Below are 18,632 nucleotides of genomic sequence, written 5' to 3'. Positions count from 1 at the left end.
GATATCGAAGTTTGTTTCGCTATCCAAAATTTGGAGCGACACACGAGGTTCGAACTCGTGACCTCAACCTTGGCAAGGTTGCGCTCTACCAACTGAGCTAGTGTCGCAAATGGAGGCGCGTCCCGGAGTCGAACCGAGGTCCACGGATTTGCAATCCGCTGCATAGCCACTCTGCCAACACGCCTTCGATACTCCAATTGGATTGCTTGTTATTGGCATTCCTCTTGGGTACGGGATGCATTCTACGGATTCGAACTAATGAGTCAACACTATTTTTAATTTTTTGAATCGTTTGTCTAATTAACGTTCAAAAACCTTCAAATTGCTCAATTTACTAGCGTTAATCCTTTGAATATGAGCGACTTTCTTAGACTAAACTCTGCGACTGATACAAAAAAACGGGCAATCGCCCGCTTTCTATTAATTAGTGATGTTCTTCATCTAATAAGTCATCTTTCGCCGCTAGCAAATACTGCCCCATCGACCAATAGGTCAAAATAGTGGCCACATACAGCGCTCCAAAGCCTAACCAAACCATCCAATCATCATAACGCCAGATAAGCACCCACAACGCAAACATTTGGCTCACCGTTTTGACCTTGCCAACCCATGACACGGCAACACTTGCACGCTTGCCTATTTCAGCCATCCACTCTCTGAGCGCTGAGATAATAATTTCTCGAGCAATCATAGTCACTGCAGGTATGGTGACCCAAATAGAGTGGTAATGCTCAGTAATCAATATCAAAGCGGTGGCAACTAGGACTTTATCGGCAACGGGGTCGATAAAAGCGCCAAATCTTGATGTTTGGCCTAGTTTTCGAGCCAACATGCCATCCAACCAATCGGTGAATCCAGCAACCCAAAAAACCATAGCAGCGGCAAACGGAGACCAGCTATAAGGGAGGTAAAATACAACGACAAATACTGGAATAAGGAAAAGTCGCAATAAAGACAGAATGTTCGGGATGTTTAAACGCATATTTATTAATGGCTCTTATCGTGTTGCGCTGTTTACTGCTTGAAAACAGGTCCTTATGGTGCGGGATTTTTACTATTGTTTCAATGCTTGATAAATGTTTTCTGCCAAAGAGTGACTGATTCCAGGCACTTTGGCGATTTCTTCAACGCTAGCACGCTTAAGTTCTTGTAAACCGCCCATATATTTAAGCAACGCTTGGCGACGCTTAGGGCCAACGCCTTCAATACCTTCTAAAGCACTGGTTCTACGCGTTTTTCCTCTTTTAGCCCGGTGACCTGCGATGGCATGGTTATGGCTTTCATCACGAATGTGCTGCATCAAATGCAACGCAGGAGCGTCACTTGGTAGGTTAAACTCCTCTCCATCCGTCGTAATCAAAGTTTCCAAACCTGGTTTACGAGTTACGCCTTTTGCGATACCGATCAACCTTGGTCGCTTAGGCCAGTCACCCCAATATTGAGAAATGATCTCATGCGCGCGATTCAACTGCCCTTTACCACCATCGATAAAGACAATGTCAGGGATCTTCTCAACATCAAGTTGTTTCGAATAGCGGCGTTCTAGTGCCTGCCCCATCGCAGCGTAGTCATCACCTCCCGTGATCCCGGTGATGTTGTAGCGACGGTACTCTTGTTTAACCGGCCCTTCATGATTAAATACCACACAGGACGCAATGGTACTTTCTCCCATGGTGTGTGATATATCAAAACACTCCATGCGACCAATCGTCTCCATGCCCAATACTTCCCTCAATTCTTTGAAGCGTTGAGAGATCGTCATCTTGTGATTAATCTTGGTGGTTATGGCCGTCAAAGCGTTAGTGTTTGACAACTTCAAGTAGCGCCCCCGCGTACCTGTCGGATTGACGTGGAAATGCACTTTGCGCCCCGCGATACTGGCTAATGCTTGTTGTAGCGGCTCAGTTTCTTCAATCAAACCACTGTTTAGAATGATTCGCGTCGGGATAGTACGCGCTTCATTGTGGCTCAAATAATATTGACTAAGAAAACTGTAGAAGACTTCTTCGCGATTGGTATCGTTAGGTATCTTAGGAAAGTGGCTTCGGCTTCCCAAGATCTTCCCCTGACGGATCATCAATATGTGGATGCACGCAATGCCATTCTCTTGAGCAAAGCCAAGAACATCCATATCGTCCATCGAGTCTTCAGAGACAAATTGCTGCTCTTGCACTCGACGTATGGCTTGAATTTGATCTCGAAACTTCGCAGCTTCTTCAAAACGGAGCGTCTTACTGGCCTGCTCCATTCTTTCTACCAAAGTCTCTAGCACTAGTTGGTCTTTACCTTGTAAAAACAGGCGGACTAATCCCACCAGCTCAGCATACTGCTCGTCACTGATAACAGAGCTAACACAAGGCGCCGCACAACGGCCAATTTGATACATCAAACAAGGTCGAGTTCGATTACTGTAGACCGTATCTTCACATTGACGTACAGGAAAGATTTTTTGAATGAGGTGCAGCGTTTCTCTTACCGCTCCAGAGTCGGGGTAAGGTCCAAAATACTCACCTTTGCGCTTTTTGGCCCCACGATGCATCGATAGCCTAGGGTGCTTGTGTCCACTAATAAAGATATAGGGATAGGACTTATCATCGCGCAGCAGCACATTGTATTTTGGCAAATACTGTTTGATGTAGTTGTGCTCAAGTATTAACGCTTCTGTCTCAGTGTGAGTAACCGTAACATCGATTTTGTCAATATTACTGACTAAAGCACGCGTTTTTTCACTGTCGACTTTTTTGCGAAAATAACTGGAGAGGCGTTTTTTGAGGTCTTTTGCTTTACCAACATAAATAACGACAGCGTCGGCGTTATACATTCGATAAACGCCGGGCTGATTCGTTACTGTTTTGAGGAACGAAACCGAGTCAAATGAGGATGTCACTACAAGGTCTCGGTGTCTAACATTCCATGACGGATAGCAAGATGGGTCAACTCGACATCACCGGAGATGTCGAGTTTATTGAACAGTCTATAGCGATAACTGTTAACCGTTTTTGGGCTCAAGTTGAGTTGCTCTGAAATATCAGTCACTTTTTGCCCTTTGGTAATCATCATCATTATCTGCAATTCACGCTCAGAAAGATCGGCAAAAGGGTTTTCCGATGCTGGAGAGAATTGGCTTAGTGCCATCTGTTGCGCGATTTCCGGTGAAATGTAGCGTTGGCCACTATTCACCACTCGAATTGCATTGACCATTTCATCTGGCCCTGCGCCTTTTGTCAGGTATCCGGCTGCACCGGCCTGCATCACTTTAGTTGGAAACGGATTTTCCGTATGAACAGTTAAAACGATGATCTTCACGTCTGGATTGAAACGCAGGATTTTCTTGGTCGCTTCCAAACCACCAATACCAGGCATATTCATATCCATTAAAATAACGTCGGCATGATTGCTACGACACCATTTTACCGCTTCTTCACCGCTTTCAGCTTCCCCTGCTACGTTCATTCCACGGACGTCTTCAATAATACGTCGTATCCCTGTGCGAACCAGCTCGTGATCATCTACAAGGAAAACACTTATCAAACTTGTATCTCCACACTTTTTGTTCAGCTCTGCTACTTCTCAACATGAAAAGTACAGGATGGTTGCTTATTTTAGCGCAAATCAGAAAATTTGCTTCTTCTGAATATGTGCCCAAACGCAAACTTTAGCAAGTACTTATTTTCAGAAGTGCCGATTAATTCAATAATAACTTTTCAATCAATACCTTACTGTCCGTATTTCAATCAATACCACTATAGTGGCAGCGGGATTTATTATGCCAAGCTTATGCATTGAAAGTGCAACTAATTTTATCCACTCATCACCAGCATCAATAGTTTTGAACAAAATACCCTCAGAGTCACGCCCCAAAACACCTTAAGTTTTGGTTGATGATGTCAGCCTATGCCCGCCCTTTGATCACTTGTGGTATCCTGTGTCAACGAAACATAACCTAGTGTTTCGCCATTTATACCGACAGTGAATCAATGACTCTTTACCAAGGCTTTTTATTAACTCGACAAGCTCGTGATGTTTCTGGAACAACTCAGATTGACTTGTGGGTGGCGACAGACCATGGCCCAACTCAGCTCATCATTGACCAAGAGCAACCTGTGTTTTTCACCTCTCAAAGCAATCACCAATCCGTTCTCGACATCGCCATGCAGCTCCAGATTGACGCGCAAGTGAAGCCACTTCCGATGCAAGATTTTGACGCCACTCCCATGTTGGCGTGTTACACCCGCACAGTGAAAAGCGCCCAATTACTGGCCCAAGCCCTTAAACAACGCGACTTGCTCGTACTTGAAGATGACGTTCGTCTTGCCGACCGTTACTTAATGGAGCGCTTTATTAAAGGGGGGATTGAGTTCACAGGTCATTTAACTGCAAAACAAACTCATCGCCGAGTCACTCAAGTTAAATGTCGACCAAGCGCCTATATCCCAACGCTCAAAGTCGTTTCTCTTGACATTGAATGTTCTGAAAAAGGCATTCTTTACTCCATTGGTTTAGATAGCCCTATGGACAGTCGAGTCATCATGATTGGTGAGCCTGAGCCAGCAGAAACAGAGATTGAGTGGGTCAACGACGAGAAAGCACTGCTCCAAGCTTTGATCCGCTGGTTTCACCAGTTTGACCCCGACGTTATCGTTGGATGGAATGTCATAGATTTTGATTTTCGCCTCTTACACAAACGAGCAGAGTGGCACAAGATCAAGCTTCAGCTCGGGCGTAACAATCAATCCAGTTTTTTCCGTACGTCGAACACTAGCCAACAGGCTTTTATCTCTATCCCTGGTCGTGTCGTAATGGATGGTATCGACACACTAAAAACCGCAACCTACCATTTCCGTAGCTGGTCATTAGAATCCGTCTCTCAAGAGCTGCTCGGTGAGGGCAAGCAGATCCACAACGTGCATGACCGCATGGACGAAATCAACCGCATGTTTCGCAAAGACAAGCCATCGCTTGCCAAGTACAACCTGCAAGATTGCGTACTGGTAAATAAAATCTTCGATCATACTCACCTCCTCGAATTCGCCGTTGAGCGCTCGAGATTGACCGGTGTAGAGCTAGATCGAGTTGGAGGCTCTGTCGCTGCATTCACTAACTTATATCTTCCCCAAATTCATCGCGCAGGTTACGTCGCCCCCAACCTTCAACCTGAAAACTGGATTGCTAGCCCGGGTGGCTACGTCATGGACTCACTCCCAAATCTATATGACTCAGTCTTGGTGCTCGATTTTAAAAGCCTCTACCCTTCCATTATCCGTTCATTCCTTATCGATCCTATGGGGCTCATTGAGGGACTAAAACTCGAGGTAGGAAAAGCCGAGGATAATGCCGTTCCAGGGTTTCGTGGTGGGCAATTTTCCAGAGATAAACATTTTCTGCCTAAAATGATCGAGGACTTGTGGGCCGCTCGCGACGTAGCAAAAAAGAATCAAGAGAAAGCGTTTTCCCAAGCGATAAAAATCATCATGAACTCCTTTTATGGAGTACTAGGCTCGTCTGGCTGCCGATTTTTCGATACGCGTTTGGCGTCGAGCATTACCATGCGCGGCCATGAAATAATGAAACAGACCAAGCTGCTGATTGAAAACAAAGGCTATCAAGTGATCTATGGCGACACTGATTCAACTTTTGTTTCACTCAATGGCTCATACAGCCAAGCGCAAGCTGACGAGATTGGTCAGTCACTCGTCCAATACATCAATCACTGGTGGACAACGCATCTAAAGGAAGAATACAACCTGACTTCTATATTAGAGCTCGAATACGAAACGCACTATCGACGCTTTCTGATGCCAACCATTCGCGGTCAAGAAACGGGCTCTAAAAAGCGCTATGCAGGCCTTATCGGCGAGGGCGAACAAGAGAGAATTGTATTCAAAGGCTTAGAAAGTGCGCGTACCGACTGGACTCCATTAGCTCAGCGTTTTCAGTCTCAACTTTACGAGATGGTTTTCCACGGCGAGGACCCGAGTGATTATGTGAGAGATTTTGTTGAACAGACTGCCAGCGGTCAGTTTGATGACCAACTTGTGTATCAAAAGCGCCTGCGCCGCAAACTACATGAGTATCAGAAAAACATTCCACCTCAAGTTAGGGCGGCACGAATGGCGGACGAAATTAACAGCCAGCTGGGGCGTCCCCTTCAATATCAAAACAAAGGACGCATTGAGTACTTAATTACCGTCAGTGGTCCTGAACCCAAAGAATACCTAAAGAGTGCCATTGACTATCAGCACTACATTGATAAGCAGCTTAAACCGGTCGCCGATGCAATTCTTCCATTCATTGGGCTCGACTTTACGTCGCTCAGTGAGCCGCAATTGGGCTTATTTTAGTACATAGCGCACAAACGCCCTAAGTGACAAAGACTTCGCGTAATACCAACCTTGAATAGCAACACTGCCATCATTTGGTATATGGCTACGTTGTTGCTCCGTCTCTACCCCTTCAACAACCACTTCAAGGTCAAGTTGACGAGCGATCGACATAATACTGGAAAATACTTTCTGACCTTTTTCGTTATCAAGAGCCAGCACAAAAGAGCGATCGACCTTGAGAACATCAACGTCAAACTGATTCAAATAGCTCAACGACGAATAGCCAGTTCCAAAATCATCAATGTGAACCTTCGCTCCCAGTTGGTGCAGTCGATCAAATGCCGCCGCTAACAAGAGTTCGTCGGCGAGTAAGGTTTCTTCGGTAATCTCGATATGGATAAATCGAGCGCACGGCTTTATGATTCGCTCTAGTTGATTTAGGTACTCAGCATCAACTAATGTCTCCGGGGTTACGTTAATGCTGATCGGAATGAAGATACCGTGGCTTTGCATCTCTTTGATGTCTTTCACAACTTGCTTAAACACCCAAAGATCCACGTCTTTCATTAACCCTGCTTCTTCTAACCACGGCAAAAACGTGTTGGGAAATTGAAGATGACCACTCTTATCAACCGAACGAATCAGCGCCTCGCAGCCCACAACCTTATTAGTAACGGATGAAACCTGCGGTTGGTACTCCAAGCAGAAATCTCGCTGGCTAATTTGCTCTAGCTCTTGCTCTACTTGCACTGCTTTTTTCTCTCGCTGAGTCGCCTGAGCAATAGGATCATCCATTAAAAACTTAGCTTCCTCTTGACGACGAGCATAAGTCGTATCAAAAGCGGAGAGGCGAATATCACCTCTATTTTTACTCTGATTCAACGCTCTGACCGCTGGCAAATAGAGCAGCACACCAACAAATATATTGATCAGTTGTAGCACCACCGCCGAAAAGTCACCATCGGTCGCCATCCAAGCATTTAGGAAGATCGGGCTATTAAACGGAACAAACACTGAGGGAGACGCCACCCAACCAAAGGACACCGCCAACATACTCACCACAACGTTAGCGATCGGCACAAGTAAAAACGGTAAGAACAATCGCGGATTAAAGATAATGGGTAAGCCAAACAGTAATATCTCGTTAATGTTCAACAAACCAATTGGAATACTGGCAATCGCTATCAGCTTTAAGCTGCGTTGCTGTGCGAACAACAGTAAGGCTAAAACCAATGAGAACGTCGCGCCACTACCGCCAATAAACACGAACGCTCCCATGAAGGACAAGTTCATATGATACTGACCCGCTCCCCCAGCAAGCATGGTGGAGTAATTTAAGTTAATCGCTTCTTGAAGCAAATCCACCAGTGGTAACAGAGCGTAGTAACCATGCACACCCATAAACCAGAGTGTCGAGTTTAGCGCCGCGAAAGTAATACCAAACAGTGTTGGGTCGTTGGCATAATCGACTGAAAGCAAAGAGAGAAACTCAACTTTAACAATCGCAGTAACTAGGCTGTAATTTATCGCCAGCACAGCTGTTGCAGTGACAATCGCAGGCAAGACCATATTGAGCGATTCTTTGACAATCTGGCCTGCGGTTTCTGTTTGAGTTAACTTGAGACCATCAAAGCGAAGCAAGTAAGCCAACATCGGAATCGCGTAAAGCGGCGTGATGATCGCCAAAATGATATGGAATGTCAGAACGGTTTTTTCAGATGGAAGCACTTGGCTAATGATGACCAGAAACGCGATCATCAATAATGCTGCAGGAGGTCGAGCCAAACGCCACTGCATAGCCAGAACGTAAGAGATAGTGGCGGTCATCAAATAGGGAAAAAACTCAGCAATCGCAGAGTGAACCTGATAACAAAGAACGACCCAAGCAGGACGATACCCGTAGAAGAACTCCCCGACACTGGCAAAAAACAGAGCAAAAGAAGAGATCATTAGACATGGTATCAACCAGACCATGCCCTCACGAATCGCCTGCAATGAAGGAAACAGATAACGCTGAAATGAAGCACTTATCGAGAGTTGGTTAATTTGGTAGTTATTGGTGCGATCCTGCATGCTAACCTCTATAAACATCCCTTTATAAAGCTAGCACAGTTACTTACATAAATATCAGGAAAAGCGGAAAAATTTCAGACGACTAACCGATTCTAAATTCCGTTTTTTTGTATTGTTTCACTAACCACTCTCCAAACCCGTCCAAGATCCCAATCACAGAACGTTTTGCGATCAGGCGACCGGACATTAAGATACCCAAACGTTCAATCTCGACCTGTTTTTCAGGATAGTAACGCAAAAACTCACGACCACATTCAACCGGGTCGTCGAACCATCGCTTGTCTCTGTACATCACCAGCGAGTAACTCGCCCGTAGCAGTTTCTTGGCTATGATAGTTTGCGATTTGATTTGGTCAGCCTCTTTATCGGCTCGAGCTATTCGATTGCGATACACCGCAACCCAATCTTCCACGTCCATATTCCAATGCTTCGCGATCTCCCAACTTGGTTCGTAGTCACCAAAGCACTCAGCGAGATTCTCTCCATAGATGCAGACCGCACAGTGGCGCAACTGAAACCCCCAAGAAAAAATGCTGTCGAGACTGACCACTTCATTGACCAAAACCGTTTTGAAGGACACATCGGTAATGAAGGAATAGCTTTTTTGGAAACGCCATTTAATCGAGTTAAGGAGCGCGGTTTTGCTATCAGCGAATGACTTGTGAGTCACGACAATAACATCCAAATTAGAGCGATGAGGTTTTGCGGTTTTTCGCGCGACGCTGCCGTATAAATACACGCTGTGTAAATTATCTCCCAGCCCACTGCGTAGAAAGCTAACAAGTTCGTTAATAGCGGGTTGGTAAGGAGTTTGGAACGAGTCTGATGGGTCTATCGTCGTCAAATACATTAGCGCAGCAATTCTTATCTCTATAATCCCTTAATGTTCGCTTACCACGGGTTACGAATCAAGATATTCCTTCTCTACTGAGCTAGGTATATAATGCCCCCATTCAACACCATACAAAGGATAACGTTCATGCCTAAGGCAAGTGAGCTTAAAAAAGGCTTCGCAATCGAAGCTAACGGTAAAACCCTACTGATTAAAGATATCGAAGTCACCACACCTGGTGGCCGCGGTGGTGCTAAGATTTACAAACTGCGTTGTACTGACCTAAATACAGGCGCTCGCGTTGATGAGCGTTACAAGTCTGATGACGTCGTCGATACTGTTGACATGTTTAAACGTGCAGCTGCGTTTTCTTACGTAGATGGCGACGAGTACATCTTCATGGATAACGAAGATTACACTCAATTCACCTTCAAAAAAGACGAAATTGAAGACGAGCTATTGTTCATTACTGAAGACATTCAAGGTCTTCAGGTTATTCTTGTTGACGGAAACGCGGTTGGCCTAGAACTTCCAGCGTCAGTTGAGTTAGTGATCGAAGAGACTGACCCTTCGATCAAAGGTGCTTCTGCCTCAGCTCGCACTAAGCCAGCGCGCCTTCCTACTGGCCTAACGGTTCAAGTTCCTGAATACATCGCCACTGGCGATCGTATCATTATCAATACTGCTGAACGCAAGTACATGAGCCGCGCGTAGTTATGGCTGATTTGATCTCATACGATGATGCGATCGATACCGCATACGACATTTTCCTTGAAATGGCACCTGATAACTTAGAAGCCGCTGACGTGATTATCTTCACAGCGCAATTTGAAGATCGCGGCGCTGCTGAGCTAGTGGAAACGGGTGATGACTGGGCTGGCCACGTAGGCTTTGATGTAGACAAAGACGTTTATGCCGAAGTTCGAGTTGGTCTGGTAAATGAAGAAAATGATGTACTCGACGAGGTATTTGCTCGCTTACTCGTGAGCCGTGATCCTGAACATAAGTTCTGTCATATTCTGTGGAAACGCGACTAGTACACAAATAAAAACACCCAAGAGTGCTTGGGTGTTTTTTGCCGAGCGAAAACTGAATTTTTCGTGTAAGGCAACGGGATCAATGCAGACGTCGGCAGCACTAATCGTCAACTGAGATATTTTCTACACGTGCTTTCAGTTTTTGACCTGGACGGAAGGTAACTACGCGTCGAGCACTGATAGGAATGTCTTCACCTGTTTTCGGGTTGCGACCTGGACGTTCGTTTTTATCTCGAAGATCGAAGTTACCGAAACCAGACAGTTTTACCTGCTCGCCACCTTCTAGTGCCTTACGAATTTCTTCGAAAAACGCCTCAACCGTTTCCTTGGCATCCCGTTTACTGAATCCATGCTTCTCAAACAGGTTCTCAGCCAAATCGGCCTTTGTGAGCGCCATAAAACTTTCCTCAAAGCTGTGTTAAACATTGCCACCATGCGGTGACACCATAACTTTCGTTAGGCCAATCAACAACATATCAGCCTTACTCTGGAAAGTGTATGCCAAGCTTATGATTTTCGCCAACTTTTTTATTTGATGTTCACGCAATAAGCAAAAAACTGTAGAAAAACCGCTCACTTACCCCGCTATTTCATAGTGGATACAACGTAAATTAGTCAAATTAATCAAAATATTAGGCTAAATTGATAATATTATCGATATAAAACACCAAAAATCTCAATAGTGTGATCGGCGTTCGCATTCTTTATTCGACAATTCAGTTGGTTAGCACAGAACATACTACTTATTAGGTAGCAACGCTATCAATCGAGCACAACGCTCTGCAGATGCCAAGTGTAAGAAAAAGGCTTCACGTTACGCTTTTTGTAGAAAATCCTACTTCGTTATAACTTTGACTGCATAATAGTGATAGATATGTCGCTACACTATAAAAACGTTTGCCTATCGATTGTGAGAACATAATAATAACAACAAATAATAAACAATAAGTTACGTTAGTCATGGCATGGAACCACCAAAACGAGTGGGTCAAAGGCTCCCATTCCAAACAAACCATAGGTTTGTTTGAACAAATCCGATCCTTATTCGGTGAACAAGCAAACCAGTTCTTTCTTCGATGTATGAATGATCGACTTAGCCAAGTTTGCTTGATAGATCCCTCACTCACCTTCGAGAATATAGCGACCCAATTCTCCTCCAAACTCTTTCAAGATATTTACCTCACGACACCTCCTCAATGGGATTCCAGCGATAAGGCCTTGGAACAGGAAATACTATTGCACTTTTCCCACTGGGCGGAGGCGTGGGCACACTATCAGATATGGAGTATTGTGCAAAAATACACGAGTTCAAAACAAGCTGATGAAACGCTCTCCCAGTACATTGCGCAGCTTCCACTAGATGAAGCCCACTATCAAGATATGATGATCCACAATGTAGAGCAGTGCTCAGAACGGTATTACACCATCTATGCTCCTACCCCGATGACACTGGGACACGCACTCGCTTTGATAAACCTATCAACGTTAGTGGTTGATCAGGAGTGGTATGAAATCCTAGAACATATCGACTTGTCTACTTTTGGTATGCATTTCATTTTGAGCTATCAAAACGAACAACTCGCCTACCCTGTCATACTCTCTAGCGCTAAGGTCAATACCCATAATACCGCTCAAGATTGGCTCTATTTTTCCACCTTTTTCCAGAGCCGCCATTGGGCACCCGAGCAATGTGACAAACCCATCGAGCAACTGCAACACGCAGGTTTGTTGCAACAAGGTCAAATACTGAGCCCAAATGACATCGCAGAATTTGACAGAAGCTTATGGAACCGTCAGTCTCGCCCCCACCAAAGTTGCGAAATTATTCGTTTGACGGTGAGTGGCAGCACAACTCAAAAACTGTTCTTTTTATACCTGTCGCAAAAACGTCTAATGCAAAGATTAGTCGAGCACGATTTCTTGCTCGCCTTCGTCGTGATTGAACAGCCACTTATGATTCATTACTACAACAGTCTCGCGAATGGGGCGTATTACACATTTGGATCATGTATCATAGCCAACTCTAACCACCCGACATACAAAGGAGTCTGGGTCGTCAAGCAGTTAAACTCGGCATTAAGTGAAAGCAGTTTTAGGCAATACAAACAACAGACCTTTTCTCAATTAAGGCATACACGCAGTAAAGAGCTCAACCATGCTTAACATCATCGCTTCTCATATATTCTATCCCAAAGCCATTGTGTTGCTGCTTACTGCTCTATTGGTCTTCATCTGGGCAGGCTTTTTCTGTTTTTCATTGAACAGTCGCTATGGTACCAGCAGTGTTAAGTCATACGGCTACTACATCACCTATACGCTTGGCTTGTCGGTCTGGATACTCAGTAATGCCTACTTTCACACTGGCTTTTTGGTCGAGTTCGGCGAACAAGTGGCGGTATTTATGGCCGTGGTCGCTAATCTAGCTGCGCTTATTGCCTTTGGCTCTGCTTATCAGTTCACAGTCAAACTCACTTGCCATTACACCGAGTCCAAACCGCACTGGTTATTACGCGCCATCGCTGTCACAACCTTCGTCGTCTGCTTTGCTTGGAATTTGATTCCCGGTTTGACGATTAAAGGCGCGATTGTTCAAGGGCCAAGTCAATTTATATTAGACTTTGGTGAGTACACTAAACCTTTCTTCTTGGGATTAACTACCCTAGTAATCCTCTCGTTCATCAACCTATTTTCGCTGCGTGGAAGCGCCAGTCGAATTCGACGCACCCGTATTAACTACATGATTTTGGGCATGACCATCTTCATGTGCTCGACAGCAATCATTCAGCTTGGTTTTACATTCTTCTTCAACGATTTTTCACTTACTTGGCTGCCACCAGCTCTCTCTATCAGTGAAATGCTCTTTATGGGCTATGCGATATTAGCCTCACGCTTTTACAGTTTCCGGCACCTAGCCAAAATGAGCTTGGCGGCGTTGTGTGCGGCAAGTGCTTATGCAATAGCACTCGTGCTCACTGACTACTCTTTCTTGAGTTATATCTCGACCATTTCCATCATCATGTTCATTGGAATCAGTTGGCCGTTTATCTACAAAAAAGCCAAAGTTCTGGCCAACTACCTGATCTATGGAAGCGCTCACTCCCCGAGTGAAAATATTTTGCGCTTAGAGCAAGAGTTTCAACAGTCTCCCACTCAAGCTGTGGCTAAACTCGCCGCTTATTTGGGCGTTCCCTGCGACAAACTCAAGCTGCTTGATGATTATCAGGGTGCAAGTCGATATCGCTCCTATTTTGAAAATCATACCGCACCTTTGGTCATTGATGAGTTGGAAGATGAACTTGAGCAAAAAGAAGCAAAAGAACTCTCTGAACTGCATTCGAGTATGCACCAGTCCGATTCGGCGTTGGTGCTGCCTTTGTATGAATCAAAAAACAAACTGTCACACGTTTTAGTGTCTAGTCACAAGCCAGATGGGTTGAACTTCTCCTATGAAGAGCTTAAAGCGCTGTCTCATATACTGAAAAAAGCGCAAGTACACATCAACTACGACCAGCGACTTCGTCAGGCTCAAGCATTAGCTAACTCTATTGCCCATGAAATGCGCAACCCGCTTGCTCAGGTTCAATTGGAGTTTGAGTGCATGAGTCAAAAAATATCTGCCGCTAAACCGTCTACCGAGTTATCTCAGCACGTCGAACAGGGTAAAGCGGCGGTGATGCGTGGGCGTCAATTAATCGATATCATCCTGCGTGAAGTGAATAACTCCTCTCTAGATCAAGAGCCAGCAGAGCCGGCATCGATACGAACGGCGATTAACCAAGCGGTCTCTCTGTACGGTTTTGACAATCAGTCTGAATCACAAAAGGTTCACTTATTCATTGAACATGACTTTGTTGCCAAGATTAATGAAACCTTGTTTAACTTCGTCATGTTCAATATTTTGCGCAATGCGGTTTACTACTTTGATTCATACCCAGAGAGCTGTATTGAAATCCGAACCGACGCTAACGACTACGAAAACCTCATCATTATTCGAGATACTGGGCCGGGTATACCGCAAGAGCTGCTCGGACGAATATTTGATGACTTCTTCAGTCACAATAAAAGCGGAGGCAGTGGATTGGGCCTAGGTTACTGCCAGAGGGTCATGAAATCTTTTGGTGGCGCAATCCGTTGTCGATCGGTTTATGGGGAATTCACTGAGTTTACCCTCGCTTTCCCACTTAGCGATATCGCCATTAACACATTAGACCCATCACCAGAGTCGCGCTCCCCTATGAGTTCGTATGACTTGGCGGCAACAGCACCAGAAATGCCACCGACGCAATTGATCCTTGTCGTCGACGACAAAGAAGTGCAGCGCGCCTTAGTTAAGCTTTATCTAGAGCAGTTAGGCTACGATGTGGTACTGGCTAATAACGGCAAAGTGGCGATTGAGATCATTAATAGTAACCCAATCGACTTAGTGTTTATGGACATTCAAATGCCTGTAATGGATGGGTTTGAAGCAGCAGCTATCATCAAGCAATCTTTCCCTGCTATTCCAATAATCGCTTTATCAGGAGAGTCCGCTCCACAAGATTTAGCTCGAATAAATCAGTTGATGGATGGTCGTCTTTCTAAACCCACTTCCAAACAGGCATTGAGTAAGGTTTTAAACAATACCTTCCATTTAGAAGAGACCATTTAGTACTCGAGTTTCTCATTTTGCAGAAGGTCATCTCATTTTGACCTTCGCTAATCGCAAAATGCGTGGTCATAATGCGTTTTGAACTGCGATTAACTGGCATCAAATATGCTTCATCTATAGACGTAGTTCAAATCGGCAGAATTTCGACTCTGCCAGTATTAAGGGGCTAATTATGGAAATTCAACGCCACACCTATTATCGACTCATCCATCATGGGATCAAAAGTCTACTGGTGGATCGTATTGGTCATTTTACTGAATTCGAATATCACCAATATCTCGGGCTCATGACGGGAAAGTCCAGTTGCTTCGCCATGAGTGATGAAGAACTGCAACTCACTGTAGATAACTTAAAAAATGAAGGGTATCTAGAAGATTGCAAACGAGAGCTTTCTGTCTGAATACTCTTAAGAAGTGTCATCGTTATCACACTGCCCTTTGTCTTAGTCGCGTTATTCGCTAGACTTGGGGCTCAGTGATCAACATAAGACTCTTTAAATGAAACAACTGATCGATTTTATCCCGCTGATCATCTTCTTTGTACTGTACAAATTACAAGATATCTATGTCGCGACGGGGGCACTCATTATCGCCACCGCCATTCAACTCGTTGTCACTTACTTGGTTTACAAAAAAGTTGAAAAGATGCAGATCATTACCTTTGTGATGGTCGCAATATTTGGTGGCATGACGATTTTTTTGCACGATGACAACTTCATAAAATGGAAGGTCACCATCGTATATTGTGTGTTTGCTATAGGACTTGCAGTCAGTCATTTAATGGGTAAATCTGCCATTCGCTCAATGCTGGGAAAAGAGATCTCATTGCCTGAACGCGTGTGGTCAACCATCACTTGGGCTTGGGTCGTCTTTTTCTCATTTTGTGCCGCGTTAAATGTTTACGTCGCGTTCCAACTGCCGCTAGACGTTTGGGTCAACTTTAAAGTTTTTGGTCTATTGGCTGCGACGTTTGGATTCACCTTACTCACCGGTATTTACATCTACAAGCACCTGCCAAAAGACGAAACGAAATCTGGGTCTGGTGATTAGGCAGCAGATTTTGTTACAATCCGGTTTATTTTCTCTCATTTGAGTGATTTATTCAGCGACCCTGTGGTCGCTGTTTTGTTTGTTGTGGATGTCTACATGAATAATGATATGAGTGCCCCTCGAGGCCAACTCCTGCTTCGTACCCTCGCCATGCCCGCGGATACAAATGCCAATGGGGATATTTTTGGTGGATGGATTATGTCTCAGCTTGACTTAGCGGGGGGGATATTGGCCAAAGAGATCTCTTCAGGACGAATAGTCACAGTGTCAGTGTCTAGCATTACCTTTAAAAAACCCGTGCGCGTAGGCGATGTCGTATGCTGCTATGGTGAATGTACCAAGATTGGGCGTACGTCGATGTCGATCAATCTTGAAGTCTGGGTAAAACCTGTGACGGAAGACGGTATTCAATCTCGATACCAAGTTTGTGAAGCGACGTTCAACTATGTTGCCATCGACGGCGAAGGTAAACCTCGCCCAATTAAAAATGTTTGACATCGCATTCACAAATAAATGGTATTAACCCTTTTAAAATAAGTACATTGCAGTAAAGTGATAGGCTATTTTACTAGAACACCGAATAAGGATATTGCACCATGTGGTATGTTATCTTTTCGCAAGATGTAGAAAACTCACTAGAGAAGCGTCTTAGCGTCCGTCCTGCTCACTTAGAGCGTTTGCAAAAATTGCAAGATGAAGGCCGTTTGCTAACCGCTGGACCTATGCCAGCAATTGATTCAGATAACCCAGGCGAGGCAGGTTTTACCGGCTCCACCGTGATTGCAGAGTTTGACTCACTAGAGCAAGCACAAGCTTGGGCCGATGCTGATCCATACATTGCGGCAGGTGTTTACCAAAATGTCATCGTGAAGCCGTTCAAAAAAGTATTCTAATCATGATCAACTTGTTCAAATATGGTGCTTTAGCCACCGTTCTAGCGGTTCTTGCGGGATGTTCATCTTCAGCACAGAAGCAAAAACACCTAGAGTTGCTTGCGGATAACCGAGCGCAATTGCTCTCTTCAGAGTTACCACTAGAAGCAGGTCCTTTGTCCATCATGCGTGCATCAGCGAAAGGCACAACGATAGAAATCATGATGGTTTACAACCAAGATGCTCAAGGTGCTAAACCAACCTCCGCGGTCCTGAATTACAGCATAAACACATACTGCTCCAATCCAGCGATAAAAACAAACCTCGATGCTGGTTTAACTTATCGCATCAAAATGCGGAATACTCGAGGTCAACTAATGGCTGATGAGCTTATTAGCGCTCAACGATGTGATTCCGAATAGTGATTTCTTAAGCCCCTCACTTTAGGGGCTTTTTTGTAGCCTATACTTTGTGTGTCATTCAAATTTGATGACCCATGCAAAAAACAAAACCTCATTTTATGTGGAGTGGTTATGAAAAAGACACTAACAACGGCAGTATTCAGCTTGCTTTACTCAGGGCTAACGATCGCGGCTACACCTGTGATGTTTTCCTCTATCGATAATTTTAACGCACCAGACAATGACAATGTGGCAGGAGTGCGTCTCTCGGCATTACATGGCAAGGTAGATACCTTAAAAGGGGTCGACTTTGCGGTGGTCGGGATATCGGAGACCAACACCACAACTGGCGTAAACTTTGGACTGTTCCTTGGTGCATCCAAGGTTAACCAACAGATGACAGGCGCTTCTCTAGGCTTACTCAATTGGAATGAAGGCCTTACTACTGGCGTTAATCTTGGGGCTGTAAACTTAACGAACGACGTCAAAGGTGCGAATGTCAGTTTTGTTAACTATTCAGAAGGCGACACTATGGTTGATGTTGGTGCCGTGAACCTTTCATCTGAATCAACCGTTCAGGTAGGGATTTTTAATAAGACCAGCAAGATAGATGGTGTACAAGTTGGCATCATTAATTGTGCGGACAATGGCTTTTTGCCTTGCTTCCCTATCTTCAACTTCGCCAAGTAGCATATAACAAACGAGCTTCACATTAGTGAGGCTCGCATCCACCTCTCCCTTCGAGCTTCTCTCCATTTCACTGCATTTTTTATTGTGAAATTTTTATGAACTTTAGAACCAAACCAATTAGTAAAACATTCTACATTTTAGCAACTTACCCTTCCATAATTAGAATACAAACCTGAGAATCAATTCCAATCATAGAGAATTGTACTAAAAACCCAACCGTTCACATTGACGTTATGAAGTACAGCATCTAACTTTTCATACTAGTGTCACAAACAAGGAGGATCACCCAATGAAACGCGCCAGTAATTCATACCGTCTTCAACTGATCAAAGAGGTTGCCACTCGACAAGAGCGGCTGCATTGCGGTGATCCCATGGCAAACTATATCCAACATTTAATTGACGCTCGGCCTGAAAGCGAAAAAAGCGTCGAATCCAATCAACGCTTCTCCGGAAATCACTTTGACGCACACGCGGGTGGCTGGGTCAGCGACCGCTGGGGATTGAAATAGTTAGTTCACTGGATCGATGAAGAGAGATTCAGCAGAAATGCGTATGAGGATCTCTCTTTGCTGTTGATGAGAAAGCTGATACCAACTGAAGCGCTCTTCGCGAGTGCGACCGCACCCAATACAAACACCCAGTTGATTGACTTGGCAATGGCCGACACATGGATTTAACTCATGATTGCGTAACTCCATACTACAC

The 18,632-nt window shown here is 44.7% G+C and carries 19 protein-coding genes and 2 tRNA genes; 12 read left to right on the top strand and 9 right to left on the bottom strand.

Annotated features, from left to right (window positions below; genetic code table 11):
- Positions 1–31: 31 nt before the first annotated feature.
- The 5 genes from RH45_RS01005 to uvrY form a co-directional block, all read right to left on the bottom strand.
- Positions 32–107: transfer RNA gene (locus RH45_RS01005), tRNA-Gly, on the bottom strand.
- A gap of 3 nt (positions 108–110) precedes the next feature.
- A tRNA-Cys gene (locus RH45_RS01000) sits at positions 111–184 on the bottom strand.
- Positions 185–424: 240 nt separating this feature from the next.
- Positions 425–982: a CDP-diacylglycerol--glycerol-3-phosphate 3-phosphatidyltransferase gene (gene pgsA / locus RH45_RS00995; protein ID WP_008072748.1), complete on the bottom strand. Its 558-nt coding sequence runs from the start codon at positions 980–982 to the stop codon at positions 425–427.
- Between the two features lie 72 nt (positions 983–1,054).
- Entirely contained in the window at positions 1,055–2,887 is a 1,833-nt protein-coding gene (uvrC, locus tag RH45_RS00990) for an excinuclease ABC subunit UvrC (protein ID WP_071986147.1), read from the bottom strand.
- Positions 2,887–3,531, bottom strand: a complete 645-nt coding sequence (gene uvrY, locus RH45_RS00985) for a UvrY/SirA/GacA family response regulator transcription factor (RefSeq protein WP_008072743.1) — start codon at positions 3,529–3,531, stop codon at positions 2,887–2,889. Before uvrY ends, uvrC begins: the two co-directional genes overlap by 1 nt.
- A 446-nt stretch (positions 3,532–3,977) precedes the next feature.
- Between uvrY and RH45_RS00980 the strand changes: the two genes are divergently transcribed.
- Entirely contained in the window at positions 3,978–6,341 is a 2,364-nt protein-coding gene (locus RH45_RS00980) for a DNA polymerase II (protein ID WP_008072741.1), read from the top strand.
- Here the strand turns inward: RH45_RS00980 and RH45_RS00975 are convergent.
- Positions 6,333–8,396 (bottom strand): PTS sugar transporter subunit IIC/EAL domain-containing protein, encoded by a 2,064-nt coding sequence (locus RH45_RS00975; protein ID WP_008072738.1) that lies wholly within the window; start codon positions 8,394–8,396, stop codon positions 6,333–6,335. The two genes, RH45_RS00980 and RH45_RS00975, sit on opposite strands and share 9 nt — an antisense overlap.
- Before the next feature lie 82 nt (positions 8,397–8,478).
- Positions 8,479–9,246 carry a nucleotidyltransferase domain-containing protein gene (locus RH45_RS00970; RefSeq protein WP_008072736.1) on the bottom strand — a complete coding sequence of 256 codons (768 nt, stop codon included), beginning with the start codon at positions 9,244–9,246 and terminating at the stop codon, positions 8,479–8,481.
- Between the two features lie 129 nt (positions 9,247–9,375).
- On the opposite strand from RH45_RS00970, the gene yeiP reads away from it, so the two are divergent.
- The gene (gene yeiP / locus RH45_RS00965) at positions 9,376–9,942 is read left to right on the top strand and encodes an elongation factor P-like protein YeiP (protein ID WP_008072735.1); all 567 of its coding nucleotides are present in this window, start codon (positions 9,376–9,378) and stop codon (positions 9,940–9,942) included.
- Positions 9,943–9,944: 2 nt separating this feature from the next.
- On the top strand, positions 9,945–10,265 hold the full coding sequence (locus tag RH45_RS00960; RefSeq protein WP_008072734.1) for an HI1450 family dsDNA-mimic protein: 321 nt from the start codon (positions 9,945–9,947) through the stop codon (positions 10,263–10,265).
- 100 nt (positions 10,266–10,365) lie between these two features.
- Here RH45_RS00960 and ihfA read toward each other — a convergent pair whose 3' ends face one another.
- Entirely contained in the window at positions 10,366–10,662 is a 297-nt protein-coding gene (gene ihfA, locus RH45_RS00955; protein WP_008072733.1) for an integration host factor subunit alpha, read from the bottom strand.
- Between the two features lie 563 nt (positions 10,663–11,225).
- Here ihfA and RH45_RS00950 point away from each other — a divergent pair.
- From RH45_RS00950 to RH45_RS00910, 9 genes are all read left to right on the top strand, one after another.
- Complete coding sequence (locus tag RH45_RS00950; protein ID WP_008072732.1) at positions 11,226–12,428, top strand: acyl-homoserine-lactone synthase; 1,203 nt, start codon at positions 11,226–11,228, stop codon at positions 12,426–12,428.
- Positions 12,421–14,913 carry a hybrid sensor histidine kinase/response regulator gene (locus RH45_RS00945; RefSeq protein ID WP_008072731.1) on the top strand — a complete coding sequence of 831 codons (2,493 nt, stop codon included), beginning with the start codon at positions 12,421–12,423 and terminating at the stop codon, positions 14,911–14,913. Before RH45_RS00950 ends, RH45_RS00945 begins: the two co-directional genes overlap by 8 nt.
- 172 nt (positions 14,914–15,085) lie before the next feature.
- Positions 15,086–15,313 carry a hypothetical protein gene (locus tag RH45_RS00940; RefSeq protein WP_008072729.1) on the top strand — a complete coding sequence of 76 codons (228 nt, stop codon included), beginning with the start codon at positions 15,086–15,088 and terminating at the stop codon, positions 15,311–15,313.
- A 97-nt stretch (positions 15,314–15,410) separates the two neighbouring features.
- Entirely contained in the window at positions 15,411–15,962 is a 552-nt protein-coding gene (locus RH45_RS00935) for a septation protein A (RefSeq protein ID WP_008072728.1), read from the top strand.
- A 96-nt stretch (positions 15,963–16,058) separates the two neighbouring features.
- Positions 16,059–16,457 carry an acyl-CoA thioester hydrolase YciA gene (gene yciA, locus RH45_RS00930; protein ID WP_008072726.1) on the top strand — a complete coding sequence of 133 codons (399 nt, stop codon included), beginning with the start codon at positions 16,059–16,061 and terminating at the stop codon, positions 16,455–16,457.
- A 101-nt stretch (positions 16,458–16,558) separates the two neighbouring features.
- On the top strand, positions 16,559–16,855 hold the full coding sequence (locus tag RH45_RS00925) for a YciI family protein (RefSeq protein WP_008072724.1): 297 nt from the start codon (positions 16,559–16,561) through the stop codon (positions 16,853–16,855).
- Positions 16,856–16,857: 2 nt separating this feature from the next.
- Positions 16,858–17,256 (top strand): GspS/AspS pilotin family protein, encoded by a 399-nt coding sequence (locus RH45_RS00920; RefSeq protein WP_008072722.1) that lies wholly within the window; start codon positions 16,858–16,860, stop codon positions 17,254–17,256.
- Between the two features lie 111 nt (positions 17,257–17,367).
- Complete coding sequence (locus tag RH45_RS00915) at positions 17,368–17,925, top strand: VC2662 family protein (protein WP_008072720.1); 558 nt, start codon at positions 17,368–17,370, stop codon at positions 17,923–17,925.
- 289 nt (positions 17,926–18,214) lie between these two features.
- Positions 18,215–18,436, top strand: coding sequence for a hypothetical protein (locus RH45_RS00910; RefSeq protein WP_008072718.1), 222 nt, complete (start codon positions 18,215–18,217; stop codon positions 18,434–18,436).
- Here RH45_RS00910 and RH45_RS00905 read toward each other — a convergent pair whose 3' ends face one another.
- Entirely contained in the window at positions 18,437–18,625 is a 189-nt protein-coding gene (locus RH45_RS00905; protein WP_008072716.1) for a DUF1289 domain-containing protein, read from the bottom strand. It lies immediately after the preceding gene.
- Between the last annotated feature and the right edge of the window lie 7 nt (positions 18,626–18,632).

The sequence above is a fragment of the Vibrio sinaloensis DSM 21326 genome (assembly GCF_000189275.1).
Classification (GTDB): Bacteria; Pseudomonadota; Gammaproteobacteria; order Enterobacterales; family Vibrionaceae; genus Vibrio; species Vibrio sinaloensis.
Note: the sequence above shows the minus strand (reverse complement) of the source record. Positions and strands in the feature narration are given on the sequence as shown.